This is a genomic window from Brenneria sp. hezel4-2-4 (assembly GCF_013155275.1).
Lineage (GTDB): Bacteria > Pseudomonadota > Gammaproteobacteria > Enterobacterales > Enterobacteriaceae > Brenneria.
Map to the genome: position 1 here is coordinate 67,063 of NZ_JABJXS010000015.1, position 18,246 is coordinate 85,308.

Annotated in this window: 10 protein-coding genes; 3 read left to right on the forward strand and 7 right to left on the reverse strand. The window is 55.1% G+C overall.

Going from position 1 to position 18,246, the window contains the following annotated elements; translation table 11 throughout:
* Positions 1-40: 40 nt before the first annotated feature.
* Together HOY33_RS18965 and purL are read right to left on the reverse strand one after the other, a co-directional pair.
* Complete coding sequence (locus HOY33_RS18965; protein WP_172291582.1) at positions 41-1,477, reverse strand: HAMP domain-containing sensor histidine kinase; 1,437 nt, start codon at positions 1,475-1,477, stop codon at positions 41-43.
* Between the two features lie 738 nt (positions 1,478-2,215).
* Positions 2,216-6,100: a phosphoribosylformylglycinamidine synthase gene (gene purL, locus HOY33_RS18970; RefSeq protein WP_172291581.1), complete on the reverse strand. Its 3,885-nt coding sequence runs from the start codon at positions 6,098-6,100 to the stop codon at positions 2,216-2,218.
* 276 nt (positions 6,101-6,376) lie between these two features.
* Between purL and mltF the strand changes: the two genes are divergently transcribed.
* Positions 6,377-7,822, forward strand: coding sequence for a membrane-bound lytic murein transglycosylase MltF (mltF, locus tag HOY33_RS18975; protein ID WP_172291580.1), 1,446 nt, complete (start codon positions 6,377-6,379; stop codon positions 7,820-7,822).
* A gap of 254 nt (positions 7,823-8,076) precedes the next feature.
* Here the strand turns inward: mltF and tadA are convergent, their stop codons facing one another.
* The 3 genes from tadA to murQ all read right to left on the reverse strand — a co-directional run bounded on the left by tadA (position 8,077) and on the right by murQ (position 10,240).
* A complete protein-coding gene (gene tadA / locus HOY33_RS18980; RefSeq protein WP_172291579.1) occupies positions 8,077-8,586 on the reverse strand; it encodes a tRNA adenosine(34) deaminase TadA in 510 nt (169 codons plus the stop codon).
* 73 nt (positions 8,587-8,659) lie between these two features.
* Positions 8,660-9,298, reverse strand: a complete 639-nt coding sequence (gene yfhb, locus HOY33_RS18985; protein ID WP_172291578.1) for a phosphatidylglycerophosphatase C — start codon at positions 9,296-9,298, stop codon at positions 8,660-8,662.
* Positions 9,299-9,346: 48 nt separating this feature from the next.
* Positions 9,347-10,240 carry an N-acetylmuramic acid 6-phosphate etherase gene (gene murQ / locus HOY33_RS18990; RefSeq protein ID WP_172291577.1) on the reverse strand — a complete coding sequence of 298 codons (894 nt, stop codon included), beginning with the start codon at positions 10,238-10,240 and terminating at the stop codon, positions 9,347-9,349.
* A 171-nt stretch (positions 10,241-10,411) separates the two neighbouring features.
* On the opposite strand from murQ, the gene lapG reads away from it, so the two are divergent.
* Together lapG and lapD are read left to right on the forward strand one after the other, a co-directional pair.
* Positions 10,412-11,083 carry a cysteine protease LapG gene (gene lapG / locus HOY33_RS18995; RefSeq protein ID WP_216660576.1) on the forward strand — a complete coding sequence of 224 codons (672 nt, stop codon included), beginning with the start codon at positions 10,412-10,414 and terminating at the stop codon, positions 11,081-11,083.
* 9 nt (positions 11,084-11,092) lie between these two features.
* Positions 11,093-13,039, forward strand: coding sequence for a cyclic di-GMP receptor LapD (gene lapD / locus HOY33_RS19000; protein ID WP_172291576.1), 1,947 nt, complete (start codon positions 11,093-11,095; stop codon positions 13,037-13,039).
* A gap of 54 nt (positions 13,040-13,093) precedes the next feature.
* Here lapD and HOY33_RS19005 read toward each other — a convergent pair whose 3' ends face one another.
* Together HOY33_RS19005 and HOY33_RS19010 are read right to left on the reverse strand one after the other, a co-directional pair.
* On the reverse strand, positions 13,094-13,438 hold the full coding sequence (locus tag HOY33_RS19005) for a tryptophan synthase subunit beta (protein WP_172291575.1): 345 nt from the start codon (positions 13,436-13,438) through the stop codon (positions 13,094-13,096).
* Positions 13,439-13,513: 75 nt separating this feature from the next.
* Positions 13,514-18,246, reverse strand: a 4,733-nt coding sequence (locus HOY33_RS19010) for an Ig-like domain-containing protein (protein WP_172291641.1), incomplete at its 5' end; no start/stop codon positions are given.

Consider the following 18,246-nt stretch of genomic DNA (forward strand, 5'->3'; position numbering starts at 1 on the left):
TGTGTAACGAAAAAGGACGGACAGACCGTGCATTCATTATCTATTCATTCTCAGAAGTTAATGGCAATTCAATACGAAAACACACATCAGCATAGTCAACGGATATCAGGCTTAACTCCCCACGCATACGGCGAATACAATCCCGGGCGATACTCAATCCCAGCCCGCTGCCTTTTACCGCGCCTTTTCGCTGATGGCTACCCTGGTAAAAAGGCTCAAAAATCATGCTACGCTCCGCGTCGGGGATCGGCGTACCGCTATTCGCCACATCAATCTGAACCCGATTGCCAACCGAACGGCTATAGATCCAAATGTTACCGGATTCCTTGCCATAGTGCACCGCATTGGAATAGAGATTGTCTATTACGCGCATCAATAGCGTCGCCTCCGCCCAGCAGTGTTCAATTTTCAGCTCAATATCGGTATGAATCATTTTTGCCCGGGCCGGCAAGCTATGGGACGACACCACGATATCGACGATTTCCTCAATTTCGACCCGTTCCAACTCCGTCGGCGTATCCGCCAGTTTACGGTTATAGTCCAATAGCTGATCGATCAATTGCAGCAGATGGCGGCTGCTGCTGTCCAGAATGGATACCACTTCTTTCTGATCGGCGGTCAGCGGGCCGACCACTTGATCCGCCAGCAGCTCAGTGCCTTCACGCAGGCTTGCCAGCGGCGTTTTCAGCTCGTGTGAAATATGCCGGAGAAATTCATGGCGTTGCGATTCCAGCCAGGAAAGACGCTCGCTTAACCAAATAATACGTTGCGCCAGCGAGCGGATTTCACGCGGCCCTTTAAAGGTACTGGTATTTCCCAGCGACCGGCCTTCCCCCAGACGATTGATCATCCGCTCAACCCCGTTTACCGGGCCGATGATCATACGGGTAAACAGCACCACCAGTAACAAACTGACCAGAAACAGCAGCAACGCCTGCCAGCCGAAAAACTGCCCGCGCTCGGCAATCGCCTGTTGCAGTTGCTGTCCGCGGGAAAACACCACTTCACGGGTCGCCTGCACCATCTGCCCGTTTGCCTGGGAAAAACGCTCCAACAGTCCGGAGGCGTCCCGATCGGGACCGCTGTTATTGCAGCGCAACGCCGCAAGCTGGGTTAAATGCTGACGCAGGGTTTGATAGTAGCGCTGATCCGGCAGGACGGAGGCATGAGAATCCAGCATCTGCGAATATTGATTGCGCTGGTTTTGGTAGAGCGTGGCCAGCGTTTGATCGTCCAGCACGCAATACTGACGATAGCTGCGCTCCATCGCTAACGCCACGCTGGTCATCGCCTCGCTGCGACGGGCGTCCGTCAGGGCGGTCCGGTTAATGTCTGCGGCCTGCTCGCTAAGCGTGTTCAGGCTTTGGTATGCCTGATACGCCAATACCAGTAAAGGCAACAGCACCAGCAAAAAAGCCATGATTACTAACTGCCGCAAGGAGCGCGGAAATAAACGCCATCGTTTCAAGGAAATCATCTCGTTACCTATCGATCCGCTCTGATGCTAACTGAATTTGCTAAAAACGTCAGGAACGTTTTTAAACGTCGCATGGCGACGGCCTAAAAGGCGGCGGGCAGAGATGGCCCGCCAAGGTTTCCCGGCGACGTGCGTAACGCAGTCTAATCCAGCGGTAACGCCAAACAAAAAGCGACAGGGAAACAAAGGTGATCATCAACAGGAAAGGAAAGCGGAGTGGGCATTGGAGCATTACGCGGTCAGGAGAATCATGCCCCTGACCGCGTAACTAAATAGGCGGTGCCTCACTCAACGTGTCGCCCGATGCTTGATAAAGTCAGCTTGCGCATCCTGTTATCGGTCTAGTGGACGATAGGCACCCTTTCTTTTGGCGTCATTCCGGTTGTTATGAGCGAATATCTCTGCCAATCAGCAGCGCAATCATAACCAGTTGAATGAGCAACACTGATAATTATGCACCTATCGTGCCAATTTTCAAGAAAATAATTTAAGTTACTGATTTTAAATTTATTATTTTTAAAAATGTATTACCAAGAATCCCTCTTGGTTCGCGAAATAAACCCAATATCGATTTTATGTCGTCAAAAACAGACACCTTTGCTACTAAACACGCCAACTTATACAAATCAAAGAGTTAAATGTCTCCAATCAGAGACATTTAACCGAGCGTTTGTCGCAAAAAAACGACAAGGAGCCAAAGCTCCTTGCCGCGTCTTGCTTTTGCCGTTCTGAGAATGATTAACCCAGCTGTCTGCGCGCATTGCGGAACATACGCATCCACGGACCATCTTCGCCCCACGCTTCAGGATGCCAGGAGTTGCTGACGGTACGGAATACCCGTTCCGGGTGCGGCATCATTACCGTCGCCCGACCACTGGTGCTGGTGACGGCCGTAATACCGTTTGGCGAGCCATTCGGGTTGGCGGGATAATTTTCGGTAACCTGGCCGTAGTTATTCACATAACGCAGCGTAACCAGACCACGCTCTTCCAGCGCCGACAGATGCGTTTCATCACGTACCTCAACCTGACCTTCGCCATGTGAAACCGCAATAGGCATACGCGATCCCGCCATGTCGTTCATAAACAACGACGGACTCTTCTCTACTTCAACCAGACTAAAGCGGGCTTCAAAGCGGTCCGATTTATTGCGCACAAAACGCGGCCAGAGATCCGCACCGGGGATCAGATCTTTCAGATTCGACATCATCTGGCAACCGTTGCACACCCCGAGCGCCAGCGTCTGCGGACGCTGGAAGAATGCGGCGAATTCATCACGCACCCGCGGATTGAACAGAATGGACTTCGCCCACCCCTCACCCGCGCCCAGCACGTCGCCATAAGAGAAACCGCCGCAGGCGACCAGCGCCTGAAAATCTTGCAGATCGCGGCGTCCCGCCAACAAATCGCTCATATGGATATCTACGGCGTCAAAGCCGGCGCGGTGGAAAGCCGCCGCCATTTCGACATGGGAGTTAACCCCCTGCTCACGCAACACGGCGACTTTAGGGCGAACCTGTTTCGCAATATAGGGCGCGGCAATATCCTCCTGCGGTTCAAAGGTCAGCGCCACATTCAAACCGGGATCGTTATCATCCTGCTTGGCGGTATGCTCCTGATCGGCGCACTGCGGGTTATCACGCAAACGCTGCATCTGCCAGGTGGTTTCCGCCCACCAGCTACGCATTGTGGTACGGCTTTCGCGGTAAACCACGTCCTCACCGCGGGTAATAATAAAGCGTGTTCCCTCTTCGGCGCGACCGAGATAATGCACGCAATCCGCCAGACCATGCCGGGCAAACACGCTTTGCACGTCGGCCTGACGTGAAGCCGCAATCTGAATAACCGCCCCCAGCTCTTCGTTGAACAACGTAGCCAACGTGTCGTCGCCCTGCGAAGCAATATCGACATTCACGGCGCAGTGGCCGGCGAACGCCATCTCAGCCAGCGTCGCCAACAGCCCGCCGTCAGATCGATCGTGATAAGCCAGTAAGGCCTTGTCCGTCACCAACTGCTGCATGGCATTAAAGAAGCCGGCCAGTTGTTGCGCATTGCGCACGTCCGCGGTTTCACGGCCTAACTGGCGGTATACCTGAGCCAGCGCGGTGGCGCCCAGCGCCTGGTGTCCCGCGCCCAGGTCGATCAGTAATAATGCGTTATCTTCATCGGTACGCAACTGCGGGGTTACCGTTTTACGCACGTCCTCCACCCGGGCGAAAGCAGAAATCACCAGCGACATCGGCGAGGTGATGGCACGTTCTTCGTCGCCTTCCCGCCAGCGGGTTTTCATCGACATGGAGTCTTTGCCGACCGGGATAGTCAACCCCAGCGCCGGGCAAAGTTCCTCGCCGATGGCTTTAACCGCATCGTAAAGCCCGGCATCTTCCCCCGGATGACCGGCTGCGGCCATCCAGTTAGCCGATAGCTTAACGCGCGTCAGAGGGCCGATATCGGTCGCGGCAATGTTGGTTAATGCTTCCCCCACCGCCAGACGCGCGGAGGCCGCGAAATTGCGCAGCGCCACCGGGGCGCGCTCGCCAATCGACATGGCTTCACCGTAATAGCTGTCCAGACTCGCCGTGGTCACCGCGCAGTCAGCCACCGGCACCTGCCACGGCCCGACCATTTGATCGCGGGCCACCATACCGGTTACCGAACGGTCGCCGATGGTGATCAGGAAGGTTTTTTCCGCCACCACCGGCAAATGCAGCACGCGCTCTACCGCGTCGGCCAGATAAATGTCATCACGGTTTAGCGATGCGCCTTCCACCTGTTTGCGCTCGACATCACGCAGCATCTTCGGCGTTTTACCCAGCAAAACATCCAGCGGCAGATCGATCGGCTGGTTATTGAAATGACGGTCATTCAGCGTCAAATGCAATTCTTCCGTCGCTTCGCCGATCACCGCGTAAGGCGCACGCTCACGGCGGCAGATTTCATCAAACAACGCCAGTTGTTCCGGCGCGACGGCCAGCACATAACGCTCTTGCGACTCATTGCACCAGACTTCCAGCGGACTCATGCCCGGTTCGTCATTCAAAATATCACGCAGTTCGAAACGACCGCCGCGGCCGCCGTCGCTGACCAGCTCCGGCATCGCGTTGGACAGGCCGCCGGCGCCCACGTCATGAATAAACAGGATCGGGTTCTGTTCGCCCAACTGCCAGCAGCGGTCGATCACTTCCTGACAGCGGCGCTCCATTTCCGGGTTATCGCGCTGAACGGAAGCAAAATCCAGATCGGCGTCAGACTGACCGGAGGCCATTGACGACGCCGCCCCGCCCCCTAACCCGATATTCATTGAAGGGCCGCCGAGCACGATCAGTTTGGCGCCCACGCTGATTTCGCCTTTTTGAACATGGTCGGCGCGAATATTACCGAGGCCGCCGGCCAACATTATGGGCTTGTGATAACCCCGCAGTTCGGTGCCGTTATGGCTGTCCACCCGCTCTTCATAGGTACGGAAATAGCCGGTCAGCGCAGGGCGGCCGAATTCATTATTGAACGCCGCCCCGCCCAGCGGGCCTTCGATCATAATATCCAGGGCGCTGACGATACGATCGGGCTTGCCGAAATCTTCTTCCCACGGCTGTTCAAAGCCGGGAATACGCAGGTTCGATACGGAGAAACCGACCAGCCCCGCCTTGGGTTTGGAGCCCCGTCCGGTCGCGCCTTCATCGCGGATTTCACCGCCGGAACCCGTTGCCGCCCCCGGCCAGGGCGAAATCGCCGTCGGGTGGTTGTGGGTTTCCACTTTCATCAGGATATGCGCCTCTTCCTGATGGTAATCGTAGTTGCCGTGCGTATCGGCATAGAAACGCCCGACGGCGGAGCCTTCCATCACTGCCGCGTTGTCCTTATAGGCGGACAATACGTGATCCGGCGTGTGGACGAAGGTGTTCTTAATCATCTTGAACAGCGATTTCGGCTGTTCCACGCCATCGATCACCCAGTCGGCATTAAAAATTTTATGCCGGCAATGTTCGGAGTTAGCCTGGGCAAACATATACAGCTCAATATCGGTGGGATTGCGCCCCAGTTGGTTAAACGCATCCAGCAGATAATCGATCTCGTCTTCCGCCAGCGCCAGCCCCAGCCGGACATTGGCCTCTTCCAGCGCCTGCCGGCCCTGTAACAAGATCTCTACGCGTTTCAACGGCGCGGGCTGATGATGAGAGAACAGTTTTTCCGCCTGCTTCATCTCATTGAATACGCTTTCCATCATACGGTCATGCAACAACGCCCCCAGTTGCTGCCACTGTTCATCGCTCAGCGTCGGCGCATGGATATAAAAAGCCAGACCGCGTTCCAGACGCAAAACCTTATTCAAGCCGCAATTACGCGCAATATCCGTTGCCTTGGAAGACCACGGGGAAATCGTGCCGGGACGGGGAGTCACCAGCAGCAAACGGCCTTGCGGCTCGTGTTCAGCGAGAGAAGGACCATATTTCAGCAACCGTGTCAGTTTGTCCTGTTCATCGTTGTTCAGCGGCGCGCTGACATCGGCAAAATGCACATATTCGGCATAGATATCACTGATCGGCAAAAAGTGCTCTTTGCAGCGAACCAGCAATTTATTAATACGAAAAGCCGACAAAGCAGGTGAACCACGCAGTATTTCCATAATCTAAAGTTCTCTCGTCTTCGATGCACCGACTGCGGTGCAGTCGTTGGGCGCTACAGGGGGGAAACGCGCGTCATTATAGAGAATCCTTGACCCGGACGAAACCGTTTGCGTAGCGATTGTTGCACATCGCCTTACGGCGCCGAATGACCATTAACCAAATCAATAAAAGTTGCACACTGGCAGTTTGTTACGCAAAATGCCTCGACTCCGGGACTTTTCGTATAAAAAACGGCCACTATAGACAGGCTAGCCAAGCCGCCGAGAGACCACTATTTGAAGCGTTTAAAATTAAATTATTTTTTCATCGGGATTATCACGTTACTGCTGGCGCTGGCCCTATGGCCAAATATCCCCTGGCGCAGCAGCCAGGACGATCAGCTCAGACAGATCCTCTCACGCGGCGAGTTGCGTATCAGCACCATCGACTCGCCTTTGACTCACTATATCAGTAACGGTGAGCCGGCAGGTCTTGATTATGAACTGGCGAAACGTTTCGCCGACTATCTCGGCGTCAAGCTGACGGTCTCGTCACGTAAAAACCTTGACGACCTGTTTGACGATCTGGATGACGACGATACGGACTTACTGGCCGCCGGACTCATTTATAATCATGAACGTTTGGCGCGCTTTCGCGCCGGGCCGACCTACTATTCGGTGTCGCAACAGTTGGTGTATCGCCTGGGGAACACGCGCCCTAAAACGCTGGGAAAACTGCCCGGACGCCTGGCCGTGACATCAGGATCCGCGTATGTCGCCACGCTGCGCGAACTGAAAGCGGACAAACATCCGCAGTTGGAGTGGGAATCAACGTCAGAACTGACCACGCAGGAACTGCTGAAACAGGTTATCGACGGTAAACTCGACTATACCCTGGGAGATTCGGTCACCATTGGGTTAATCCAGCGTATTCATCCCCAGCTCGCCGTGGCGTTCGATCTCAGCGATGAAGAACCGGTCACCTGGTACATGCGGCGCTCAAATGATGATAGCCTGTCCGCGGCGTTACTGGATTTTTTCAGCCGCATCGTTGAAGACGGCACCCTCGCCCGACTGGAAGAAAAATATCTGGGCCATGTCGGCGAATTTGATTACGTCGATACCACCACCTTCCTCAGCGCCATTGATGAAACGCTGCCCGATCTCCAGCCGTTGTTTGAAAAATATGCCACGGAGATCGACTGGAAACTGCTGGCGGCCATCTCCTATCAGGAATCGCACTGGAACCCGCTGGCCACCTCGCCGACCGGCGTACGCGGGCTGATGATGCTTACCCGCAATACGGCGGAAAGTCTGGATGTTACCGATCGTCTCGATCCCGAACAGAGTATTCGCGGCGGCGCGCAATATATGTCGCATATGATGCAGAAGATGCCGGATACGATCCCTGAGGATGAAAAAATCTGGTTTGCGCTGGCGGCCTACAACATGGGATATGCCCATTTGCTGGACGCCCGCAAACTGACGGAAAGGCAGAAAGGCAACCCCGATAGCTGGGCCGATGTGAAACTGCGTCTGCCGATGCTGAGCCAGAAACGTTATTACACGCAAACCACTTACGGTTATGCGCGCGGACATGAAGCCTACAACTATGTGGAAAATATCCGCCGTTATATGGTGAGTCTGGTGGGATATCTGTCAGAAAAAGAGACTAAAGCGCAGCAACAGTTGCTCTCCGCTCAGGCTTATCCGGTTGTTGCGCCGGATAAAGTGCCGGAATAAGTCTTATAACGCCATAAGCCGAAGCCGCGATTAATTCGCGGTTCAGACCATTGACAAAGCCTGTTATTAGGGAGAGCGTGGCGAGGGGCCGTAGCGGCGTAAGCCGCCGACAAATTTGCCAGGAGCAAATTTGAACAGCATTTATGCTGGCCCGCAGGGTGGGGCACAAGGATGTGTCCCATAATGGCCCCTCGGTACGGTAGGCCCGGGTATCTCAGGCTTACAGACGACTTTGTCAGCAACCTCAGCCGCGATTAATTCGCGGCTTTTTTACCCGCCGCGCGCCGCGCTTTATGCTGCTCACGCCGCTGGCGGAAAAATGCGCTGAGCGTGGCGGAACACTCGGCGGCCAGGATGCCGGAATCGATGGTTATCTGATGATTCATGCCGGGATGGCGTAAAATATCCACCAGCGACCCCGCCGCCCCGGTTTTTTCATCCGCCGCGCCATAAACCAGCCGGCCAATGCGGCTGTGGATCATGGCGCCCGCGCACATGATGCAAGGCTCCAGCGTCACGTAGAGCGTAGAATGCAACAGGCGATAGTTCTGTAGCGCTTTTCCTCCCTGACGCAGCGCCATAATCTCGGCATGGGCGGTCGGATCGTGATGGCCTATCGGGCGATTCCAGCCTTCGCCGATTACCAGATTATCCAAGACCAGCACCGCCCCGACCGGCACCTCACCTTCATCCTGAGCGCGCCGGGCCAAGGTCAGCGCATGGCGCATCCAATATTCATCATCCAGTACCAATACGCGGCTCACGGCTTCCTCTTAGGCAATTTTTTCGCTGTCACTGTTGGGGGCGGCATTATATACGGACAACGCCCGAGAGGAATCACTCCAGTTGTTGCAAACTGCCGTTTGGCGTCACCCGCCAGCGATGCTCGCAAAAATAGAGCAGCGGGTTATCCTGCTTGCTGTCGCTGTAGCCGCTATAGAGCTTCAGCGGCGTACCCAGCCGCTGTTCCATCTGAATGACTTTTTCCTGCCCCAGACAGCGCAGCGTCAGCACCCAGCCGCCGGCGCGCCGTGTTATCTGGCTTCCCATCAGACGAACGCCGGGTAAAAAGGGGGAATCATGGTAGACCTGCTCAACCAGGCGCTGAGGCGATCCGGTGACCAGCCAGACCTGCGCCTGAGTATCCTGTAAATATTCTTTCAGCCGCTGTTGTACCTGCGGAAAAGGCGTCACTTTACGGCGAAAATCGCTGACGAACTGCTTTTCCAACTGAACGAGATTATCCTCACGGCGTCCAAAGGTAATCGCCCACAACAGCCAGCTCATCGGCCAGCGGGCGGCGCGGCCGCGCACCAGCAAACCGGCGCCGATAACCGGCAATAACGGGAGAACAAGAATAAGGTTAAGCGGCAACCGCTTGAGCAGAAAGCGTAAAAAACTACCGAACATATCCTGCTGATGCAGCGTGCCGTCCAAATCAAAAAACACAATGCGCAGGCTTCGCTTATCACTCAAAACGTTACTCCTCGGCGATCGATAAATAAAAGACGATGTCTCATCGTGTCAGTCAATCAGCGCCTCGCGCAGATAACCCTTATGTTGCAGGAGTTTCCGTCGCGCCTCTTGCGCGCTCACCCCGCTCAGAATCATCAGAATAGCAGGTTTCACCTCGTTCCCGGTCTGCGCCAGCGCCTGCCGGGCCACATCCGGATCCGCGCCCGTGGCTTCGATCACAATCCGGCACGCGCGATCCAACAATTTAACATTGGTGGCTTTCACATCCACCATTAGATTCTGATACACCTTGCCCAGCTTGACCATGACGCCGGTGGAAATCATATTCAACACCAGCTTTTGTGCGGTTCCCGATTTCAGGCGGGTCGATCCCGTCAGTGCCTCCGGGCCGACGACCGGGGAAATCGCCACCTGGGCTTCCTCTGCAATGGGCGCGTGCGGATTACAGGAGATCGCCGCCGTCCGGCAGCCGACGCTGCGGGCGTAACGCAAGGCGCCGATGACATAAGGCGTTCGGCCGGAAGCCGCCAGACCGATCACCATATCCTCCGCAGTGAGATGCAGGGCGACAAGATCGGCCTCGCCCAACGCCGGATCATCCTCCGCGCCTTCAACCGCCTGAAGCAATGCGCCCGGGCCGCCGGCGATCAAGCCAATCACCAGTCCATGCGGCACCCCAAACGTCGGGGGGCATTCCGAGGCGTCCAGCACGCCCAATCGGCCGCTGGTTCCCGCTCCCAGGTAAATCAGCCGTCCCCCCGCTTTTAAGGCGGCCGTCGCCAGATCGACCGCTCTGGCGATCGCCGGCAATACCTGACGGATAGCCTCCGGCACCTTTTGATCTTCCCGATTGAAAACACGCATCATGTCCAGTGTAGACAACTGATCCAAATCCATCGTGTCGGGATTGCGGGTTTCTGATACTAATGCGCCTAAATTCATCCTGTTGCCTCTTCGTTGCAGCACTTTTTTCTACCATTATCCTGGTGCCGCAGTAATGGCTTTTTGCCATTATAAAAGTAAGATAGTCTGCACTATAGTCTAATCTATTAAATCTTCACGCCGGGGGCGGCCGCCTTGTGAGCAAACAGAGAAATATCAGTGCAATACCACTTGCCTAAGACCGTTTTTTGCAAGCTTTTTCTCATTTGCTGTCTATTGCTGCTGGCAGGTTCGCTGCGCGCAGACTGGGATTTCATCCTCATTACTCAACGGACGGCCCAGCTTTATGGCCCGGCGACCCCGGCGGCCAGTCGACGGATTGATGAATGGCAGGCGTTGCTGATTTCCCAGCGCAACGCGGATGAACAACAACAGCTGGAAGCCGTGAATCTTTTTTTTAATGACCGTTTGCAGTTTCGTGATGATACGATCATCTGGGGTCAGGAAGATTACTGGGCCAGCCCGATTGAAGCGTTACGCAAAGGCGCGGCGGATTGTGAAGACTACGCCATCGCCAAGTATTTCACTTTGCGTCATTTAGGCGTGGCGGGGGAAAAACTGCGCATCACTTACGTCAAGGCATTACGTCTAAACAAGGCTCATATGGTGCTTACCTATTATCCGACGCCAACCGCCATCCCTCTGGTGCTGGATAACCTGATAAATAACATTCAACCTGCGACCCAGCGCACCGATTTACTGCCGGTCTATTCCTTTAATGGCGAAGGATTATGGCTGCCGGGCGCCGGCGGCAACAAACGCGTAGGTGACAGTAAACGACTTTCGCGCTGGCAGGAATTACTGACCAAAATGCGTGCCGAAGGATTTTCACTTGAGGAGTAAGATAAGGCTATGTCTCTATACAAACAATTACTGATAGCCATCTGCCTGTTCGTGCTGATTATTTTCAGCGGGAGTTTTTTCGTCAGTCTGGAAAACTCGCGCGAGCAATATAACAACCAGCTTCGTTCCCATGCCCAGGATGCGGCAACCGCACTGGGATTGTCCCTGACGCCGAATATCGACGATCCGGCGATGGTGGAACTGATGGTCAGCTCCATTTTTGACAGCGGCTACTTTTCCAGCATCCGCATTCGGGATTTAAAAACCGATAACATTACGCTGGCGCGCACGGCGTCGCCGGAAGTGCCCAATGTGCCCCGCTGGTTTGTGCGGCTGGTAAACCTGCAACCCGGCGCAGGCGAAGCGATCGTCATGCGCGGCTGGGAACAGGCGGCAAAAGTGGAAGTCGTCAGCCATCCCATGTTCGCCATCACCCGTTTGTGGAAAAGCAGTTCGGCCACGCTCATCTGGCTGCTCAGTTGCGGTACGCTTGGGGTTTTGCTCGGCGCCATAATGCTGCGCCGCCAACTGCGCCCGCTGGACTATATCGTCAATCAGTCATTGGCGATTACCCGCCGGGAATTCCTCAACCAGCCTGATTTACCCAACACGCCGGAGTTGCGCCGCGTGGCGCAGGCCATGAATCTGATGGTTAGCAAACTCAAGACCCTATTTGAGGAAGAAGCCTTACGAAGCGAGCGCTTACGTCAGGAGGCTTATCAAGATCCTCAGACCGGGTTGGCCAACCGCCGGGCTTTCGACATTCAGTTTCAGGACAAACTCGCCGATGATGAAACGCCGCCGGGCTTCCTGATTATGATCCGCATCCAGGATCTCTCAGGAATGAACCAGCGTCTGGGAGGACAACGCACCGATTCAGTGCTGGCGGCAATCGGGCAAATCATCCACAAAACCCAAAAGCGGGACGTCAAAGCAGAGAGCCTGTCAGCCCGTATCCGCGGCGGCGAATTCGCCTTGCTGTGCCCCGGTCTGGTCGATAAGGAAGCCCACGCGTTGATAGACGATCTGACGCGCAACATGGAAAGCTTATACCTGACGGGTGAAACAGACGTATCTCCGGTGGCCCGGTTTTGTATGGTGCCGTTCCGACCGGGAGACGCCGCACAATCCCTGCTGATCCAGGGCGATCAGGCTTTGACCTGCGCCGAAAGGCATTCAGACAAAATCACCATCGATGAAAGCCTGTCGACATCCCCCCGGACGGACACCGACCGGCACATGTGGTTTAACCGGCTCGATCCCATTCTGGAGCAGGAAAATCTGCAACTTTTCTTACAGCCGGTGGTGAATTGCCTCGATCCGAATCAGATACTGCATCATAAGGTGCTGGCAAGAATTGAGGATGAACAGGGAAACAGTATCGCCGCAGGCCGCTTCCTTCCCTGGGTTCAGCGTTTTGGCTGGAATACCCGGCTGGATCAGGTGATGCTGAAACAGGTGCTGGGTTATTTACGCCGGCATCAAGGCGATCTGGCGTTAAGTCTGTCCTACAACACCGTGATTAACCTGCCGTTAATGGCTCAGTTACTGGCGCCGCTGAAACAGCAGCCCCAGTTGGCGAAGCGGCTGATTCTGGAATTAGATGAGAACCAACTGCCGGACACCGCTCAGCTTGAAGCCTTAATCAAACTTCTGAACGAACATGGCTGCGCGCTGGGGCTTCAGCATTTTGGCGGCCGGTTTAATATGATCGGTAATTTGTCTCAATGGGGACTGGCTTACTTAAAAGTCGATGGCAGCTATATTCGGGATATCGATCGTGAAGAAGATAAAAAAATGTTTATTGAAGCCCTGTATCGCGCCACCAATAGCATTGCGCTACCGCTTATCGCCGAGCGTGTTGAAACCCCCGGCGAATTGAAAGTGCTTCAGGAAATGGGGTTGCAAGGCGCAATGGGACGTCTGTTGGGAGAACCGGCGCCGGCGACAAGATGACGCTCGGATGAAAAACGGCCGGTTAAGGCCTTTTTCATCATGCTGTTACGCCTGTCAGAACATGCCGTCTTCATCATCGCCGATTAATTTATCCAATCCGCTATTCAAGGCTTCGCGCGCCTGCGCCCGGCCTATCAGCTTGAGCTGCGCCGCGGAGGGAAAATCGGTAATACTGATGACGCCTTTATTGATTAATACCTGAATCAAATCTTCCAGTACCCGCACCATCTCCAGGTCGCTCTGACGCAGCTGTTGCAAACTGGCCGTGGCGCTATCATGGGTTTTAAACCATTCCAATGCCTCTGTGGAGCCGGCGGGCAATTCGCCATTCATCTCGGGAAAAGGACTCTCATCAACCTTAAGCAGATGCCCATCACCATCGCGCTGGATATAAAACATATTCCGAGACCTTTTTAAGTATGCTTAAAGATGAAAGGAGCCCCATACTCAGAGGCCCTTTCCACGCGATTACCGTCAGCTCTGAGTTTGCTCTGGCTTGCTGATTAAACTTTCAAGCGACGGTAACGCGCCGCTGTAGTGCTCAAGCGTAATGGATACCGCCACCGTGCCGCCGCCAGCGCCGGTGAAGTTCCCTTCGGGACTGACTTCGATCGTCGGCGAACCATCGCTATCGGTAATGCGAATATAGCGACTGATATCGGTTCCCTCTTCCAGTTCGCCGACCAGATCGCTTAAATCGATCCTGTCGCCTTCGCTGGCATTGAAGTCCTTGATAACATCATGCCCCACCTCACCGGCCTGCCACTTGAAGGTATCTGCCCCGGCGCCGCCGATCAATACATCATTGCCCGCCCCGCCGATCAACAGATCATCTCCGCTGCCGCCATACAGCAGATCGTTGCCGCTTCCGCCATTCAGGGTATCGTTGCCGCCTTGCCCGAAGAGGATGTCATTGCCCACGCCGCCGTTAAGAATATCATTACCGTCACTTGCGGAAGAAATATCAAACTCGCTGCTGTGCGCGGTAATGTAACCGTGCATCTCTTTCGCGGTCGGCAGCGTATCCTGTAGCCCCATCCGCCCGGCAATATAGTTTTGCAACGCAGAGAGGCCGTTGCCTTCAATGTTATCAAACGTCACCACATCGCCGAACAGGATATCGTTACCTAAGCCGCCGTTGAGTTCGTCATTGCCGGCATGCATCGGCTCATTACTGCCCAGGATCGCCTCATTCAACTGACTGGGATCGATATGATCCTGCACGTGACCGTCAGTGTCATAGTGTTGCAGGCTGCTGGCATTCAGATCGTCGCCAATACCGATAGCGTCAACGTTGGACAGTTTTTTCAACTGCGCAAACGCTTCTGTCGCTTGTGCATTGCTGGCGTCGAGATTACCTGAATTATCCACCCAATAGCGACCGTTCCAGTAGGAACTATTGTTGCCTGCGCCACCGAGGGTAGAGATTTCGTAGGTGCCGTCCCCCTGGGCATGAACTTGTCCAATGACGGAACCGCTACTGTTATGACCGCTATAACGATAGACGTTTCCTTGTTCATCAATGACTTCACGAGACCTACTGTATACAGTCATAGAATAAGCTTCGCCGGGCTGATAGTTGATATCGTCAATATTCAGATATTGATTTTTCGATCCAACCTGAACTTCATTGGTTTCGCCGGTCTGATAAAAGGTCGGCTCGCCGTCGGTAATAAAATAGGTCAGGTTATTGCCGACATTGCTTGTCACCTGATCGCTTAAAAACCAGTTAGCGGTGGTTTTGAACACATCCTCGTAGTTGGTGCCGCCGCCGTTAGCCAAACCGCCGACCATCGAATTCAGCACATCGGTCAGACTTTGCAACGCGTCAGGATCGCTCAGATTAACGGAAACCGTTTTACCGACCTGAGTGTCAAAATCGGCCAGGAAGACGTTGACCGTGCCTGAGTTGGCGCCGTTGGCGCTTTTTATCAGACTGTTAAACACATTAGTCAACGAGGCCTGCGTTTTTGCTATGTCGCTACTCGACATGCTGCCTGAAGAATCCACCATAAACGCAATGTTATAGTTCTGCCCTTCGACAAGCTGCAACCCAGAAACATCAGCGACCATCAAATCATGGCTGTGCGTGCCCGACATCGCATCATCACCGGTCGAGCCGATACTTAAACCATACTGTTCGACCTCTTCCACGGAAGAGCCGGTCGCGGAATCATAATTGCCCGATTCGGTTGAGGTCGCCTGAGCAATTACATCAAACTTGCCGGCCGCGACCGGAACCCAGATGTTAAGGTCAGCGGTGAACGACTGCGCATTATCCGTATTCGGGATCAGGTACGTCCCTTCACTCCCCACGGTATAAAGCACCGTATCGCCGGAGACAATCTGCGTGCCTTCCGGCAGCCCGGATAAAGTAATGCCGGATAGCGTTTCGCTGCCGTCGGTATCCATCAACGCGGCGGAGACATTGATTGTGTGCTGCTGATAACCGCTTTGGACGGAAATCACCTCGACCGTGGTGGTATCGCCGCTATCCGCCAAAACGGTGGAGCCATCACCGTAGATAACGCCTTCCAACTGGTTGCCGCTGTTGATTAGCTGACTGTTGCCGTAAACGCTCACGCCATTGAACGTATTCACATTGCTCGCGGCATTGTTGTTGGTCGACGTGCTGACGCTGTAGGTGCTGGTATCGCCGTCTTGAATAAAAATATAGTCCGGCGACGTACCGCTCGCTTCCGATCCGTCATTGCCGCTGACCTGATTCAGGCCGCGCTGGGTGCCGTCCTGGACATATCCGGAACCGTTATGCACCACGTAGATATCGGTGTAGCTACTGCTGCCGCTGATATTCCCCTGGTTGTAATAGGCAATGACGCCGTTACCCACCACCGTGGGAACCGGATCTCCCTGCGTCAGCCAAATGCGGACGCCATCGCCGATAGCGACGATCTTGCCGTCCTGGATATCGAACCCGCCGTTCTCGCTGCCGCCGTTGACGGCGATCGTCTGCGGCACCACCGTGGTTTCGCCGCTGGCGATATTCAGGGTAACCACCGGCGCGTCGGCAACCGGGGTAATATTAATGCTCAACGATGCATCGCTACCGATATTTCCCACCGTATCGACCGGCTGGTATGAGAACTCACTTAACGAAGAGCCCGCGGCATTTGCCGCCGCCTCAAACCGTAAATCAAGATCTTGAGCCGTAAACGCCTGACCGACCGTTACCGCCTTCCAGCTACCGCCATCGTTAAAATAGAGCGTCCCGGTACTGGCCGGCGGCAGCGCCGAGATCACGATACCGGAGGTATCGGCTGATACGCCGAGATCGCTCCAGCCGATATGCAGCGGCGTATCTTCCATGCCGGTTACCGCATCATCGAGAGCAACCGGCGGCGTAATATCCATTACCGCATCACTGCTGGCATGAGACTGATTGCCTGCCGGATCGGTTGCCGTGGCATCAACGGTGATCTTCCCCTCCGCCAGTGAACTGAGATCGCTTTGCGCCTGCCATGTGCCATCAACTACCGGCACATTGCTCAGCGTGACAGACCGGCCATTGACGTCGGTAAAGACCAAATCGACGGTCTTCTCGCTGCTGGTGCCGCTGACGACCGTATTGGCCAACTCATGCTGGCTGATATAACCGTCATTGCCCGCGAAATGCGTAATATCAATATCCGGCGCTACCGTATCAACCGAGTAAGGACGACTGGCGTCCGCCGTGGCGGTATTGCCTGCCGCATCAGAGGTTGTCACCGTGGCATTAATCGCCGTATTGGCAGCTAATACGCTACCAGGAATATTGACACTCCAGGTGCTGCCATCGGCATTGACCGTGGTCTGGTAGGTCTCACTACCTACGGTGACGGTCACCGCATCACCGGCCTGGACATTATCGCCAACCTGACCCGTCACATTGATAGACTGGTTAGACTCGGCGGCATTCACCACATTATCGGCGGTGATGGTATCGATGGTAATCGACGCATCCGGCGCCACGGTATCAACGGTGTAACCGCGGCTGGCATCCGCCGTGGTAGTATTGCCCGCCGCGTCAGAGGTGGTTACCGTGGCATTAACTGAGGTATTTCCCGCCAGTACGCTGCCGGGAATATTGACACTCCAGGTCACGCCATCGGCATTAACGGTGGTCTGATAGGTCTCGCTACCCACCGTGACGGTCACTGCATCGCCCGCTTGCACCTGATCGCCAACCTGACCGGTCACATTGATGGTCTGGTTGGACTCAACGGCATTGACCACATTATCGGCGGTGATGGTATCAATACTGATCGAGGCATCCGGCGCCACGGTATCAACCGTGTAACCGCGGCTGGCATCCGCCGTGGTGGTATTGCCCGCGGCATCAGATGTAGTGACACTCGCCGTAACCGCCGTATTCCCTGCCAGTACGCTACCGGGAACACTCACGCTCCAGGTCACGCCATCGGCATTCACCGTGGTTTGGTAAGTCTCACTGCCCACCGTGACGGTCACCGCATCACCTGCCCGCACCTGATCGCCAACCTGACCGGTCACGCTGATAGTCTGACCGGACTCGGCCGCATTCACCACATTATCGGCGGTGATGGTATCAACGGTAATCGACGCATCCGGTGCCACCGTATCAACGGTGTAACCGCGACTGGCATCCGCCGTAGCGATATTCCCCGCCGCATCCGCGGTGGTTACCGTGGCATTAACTGAGGTATTTCCCGCCAGCACACTACCGGGGATATCCACACTCCAGGTGCTGCCATCGGCATTGACCGTCGTCTGGTAAGTCTCACTCCCCACCGTGACGGTCACCACATCACCCGCCCGTACCTGATCGCCCACTTGGCCGGTCACGCTGATGGTCTGGCCGGACTCGACGGCATTGACTACGTTATCGGCGGTGATGGTATCAATACTGATCGACACATCCGGGGCAATTATGTCGACATCATAAGGACGGTTAGCCTCTGCCGTGGTGGTATTGCCCGCCGTATCTGCGGTGGTCACCGTGGCATTAACTGAGGTATTTCCCGCCAGCACGCTGCCGGGCACATTCACACTCCAGGTTACGCCATCGGCATTCACCGTAGTCTGATAAGTCTCGCTACCGACGGTGACGGTCACCGCATCACCGGCCTGGACATTATCGCCCACCTGACCGGTGACATTGATAGTCTGATTAGACTCGGCCGCATTCACCACATTATCGGCGGTGATGGTATCAATACTGATCGAGGCAT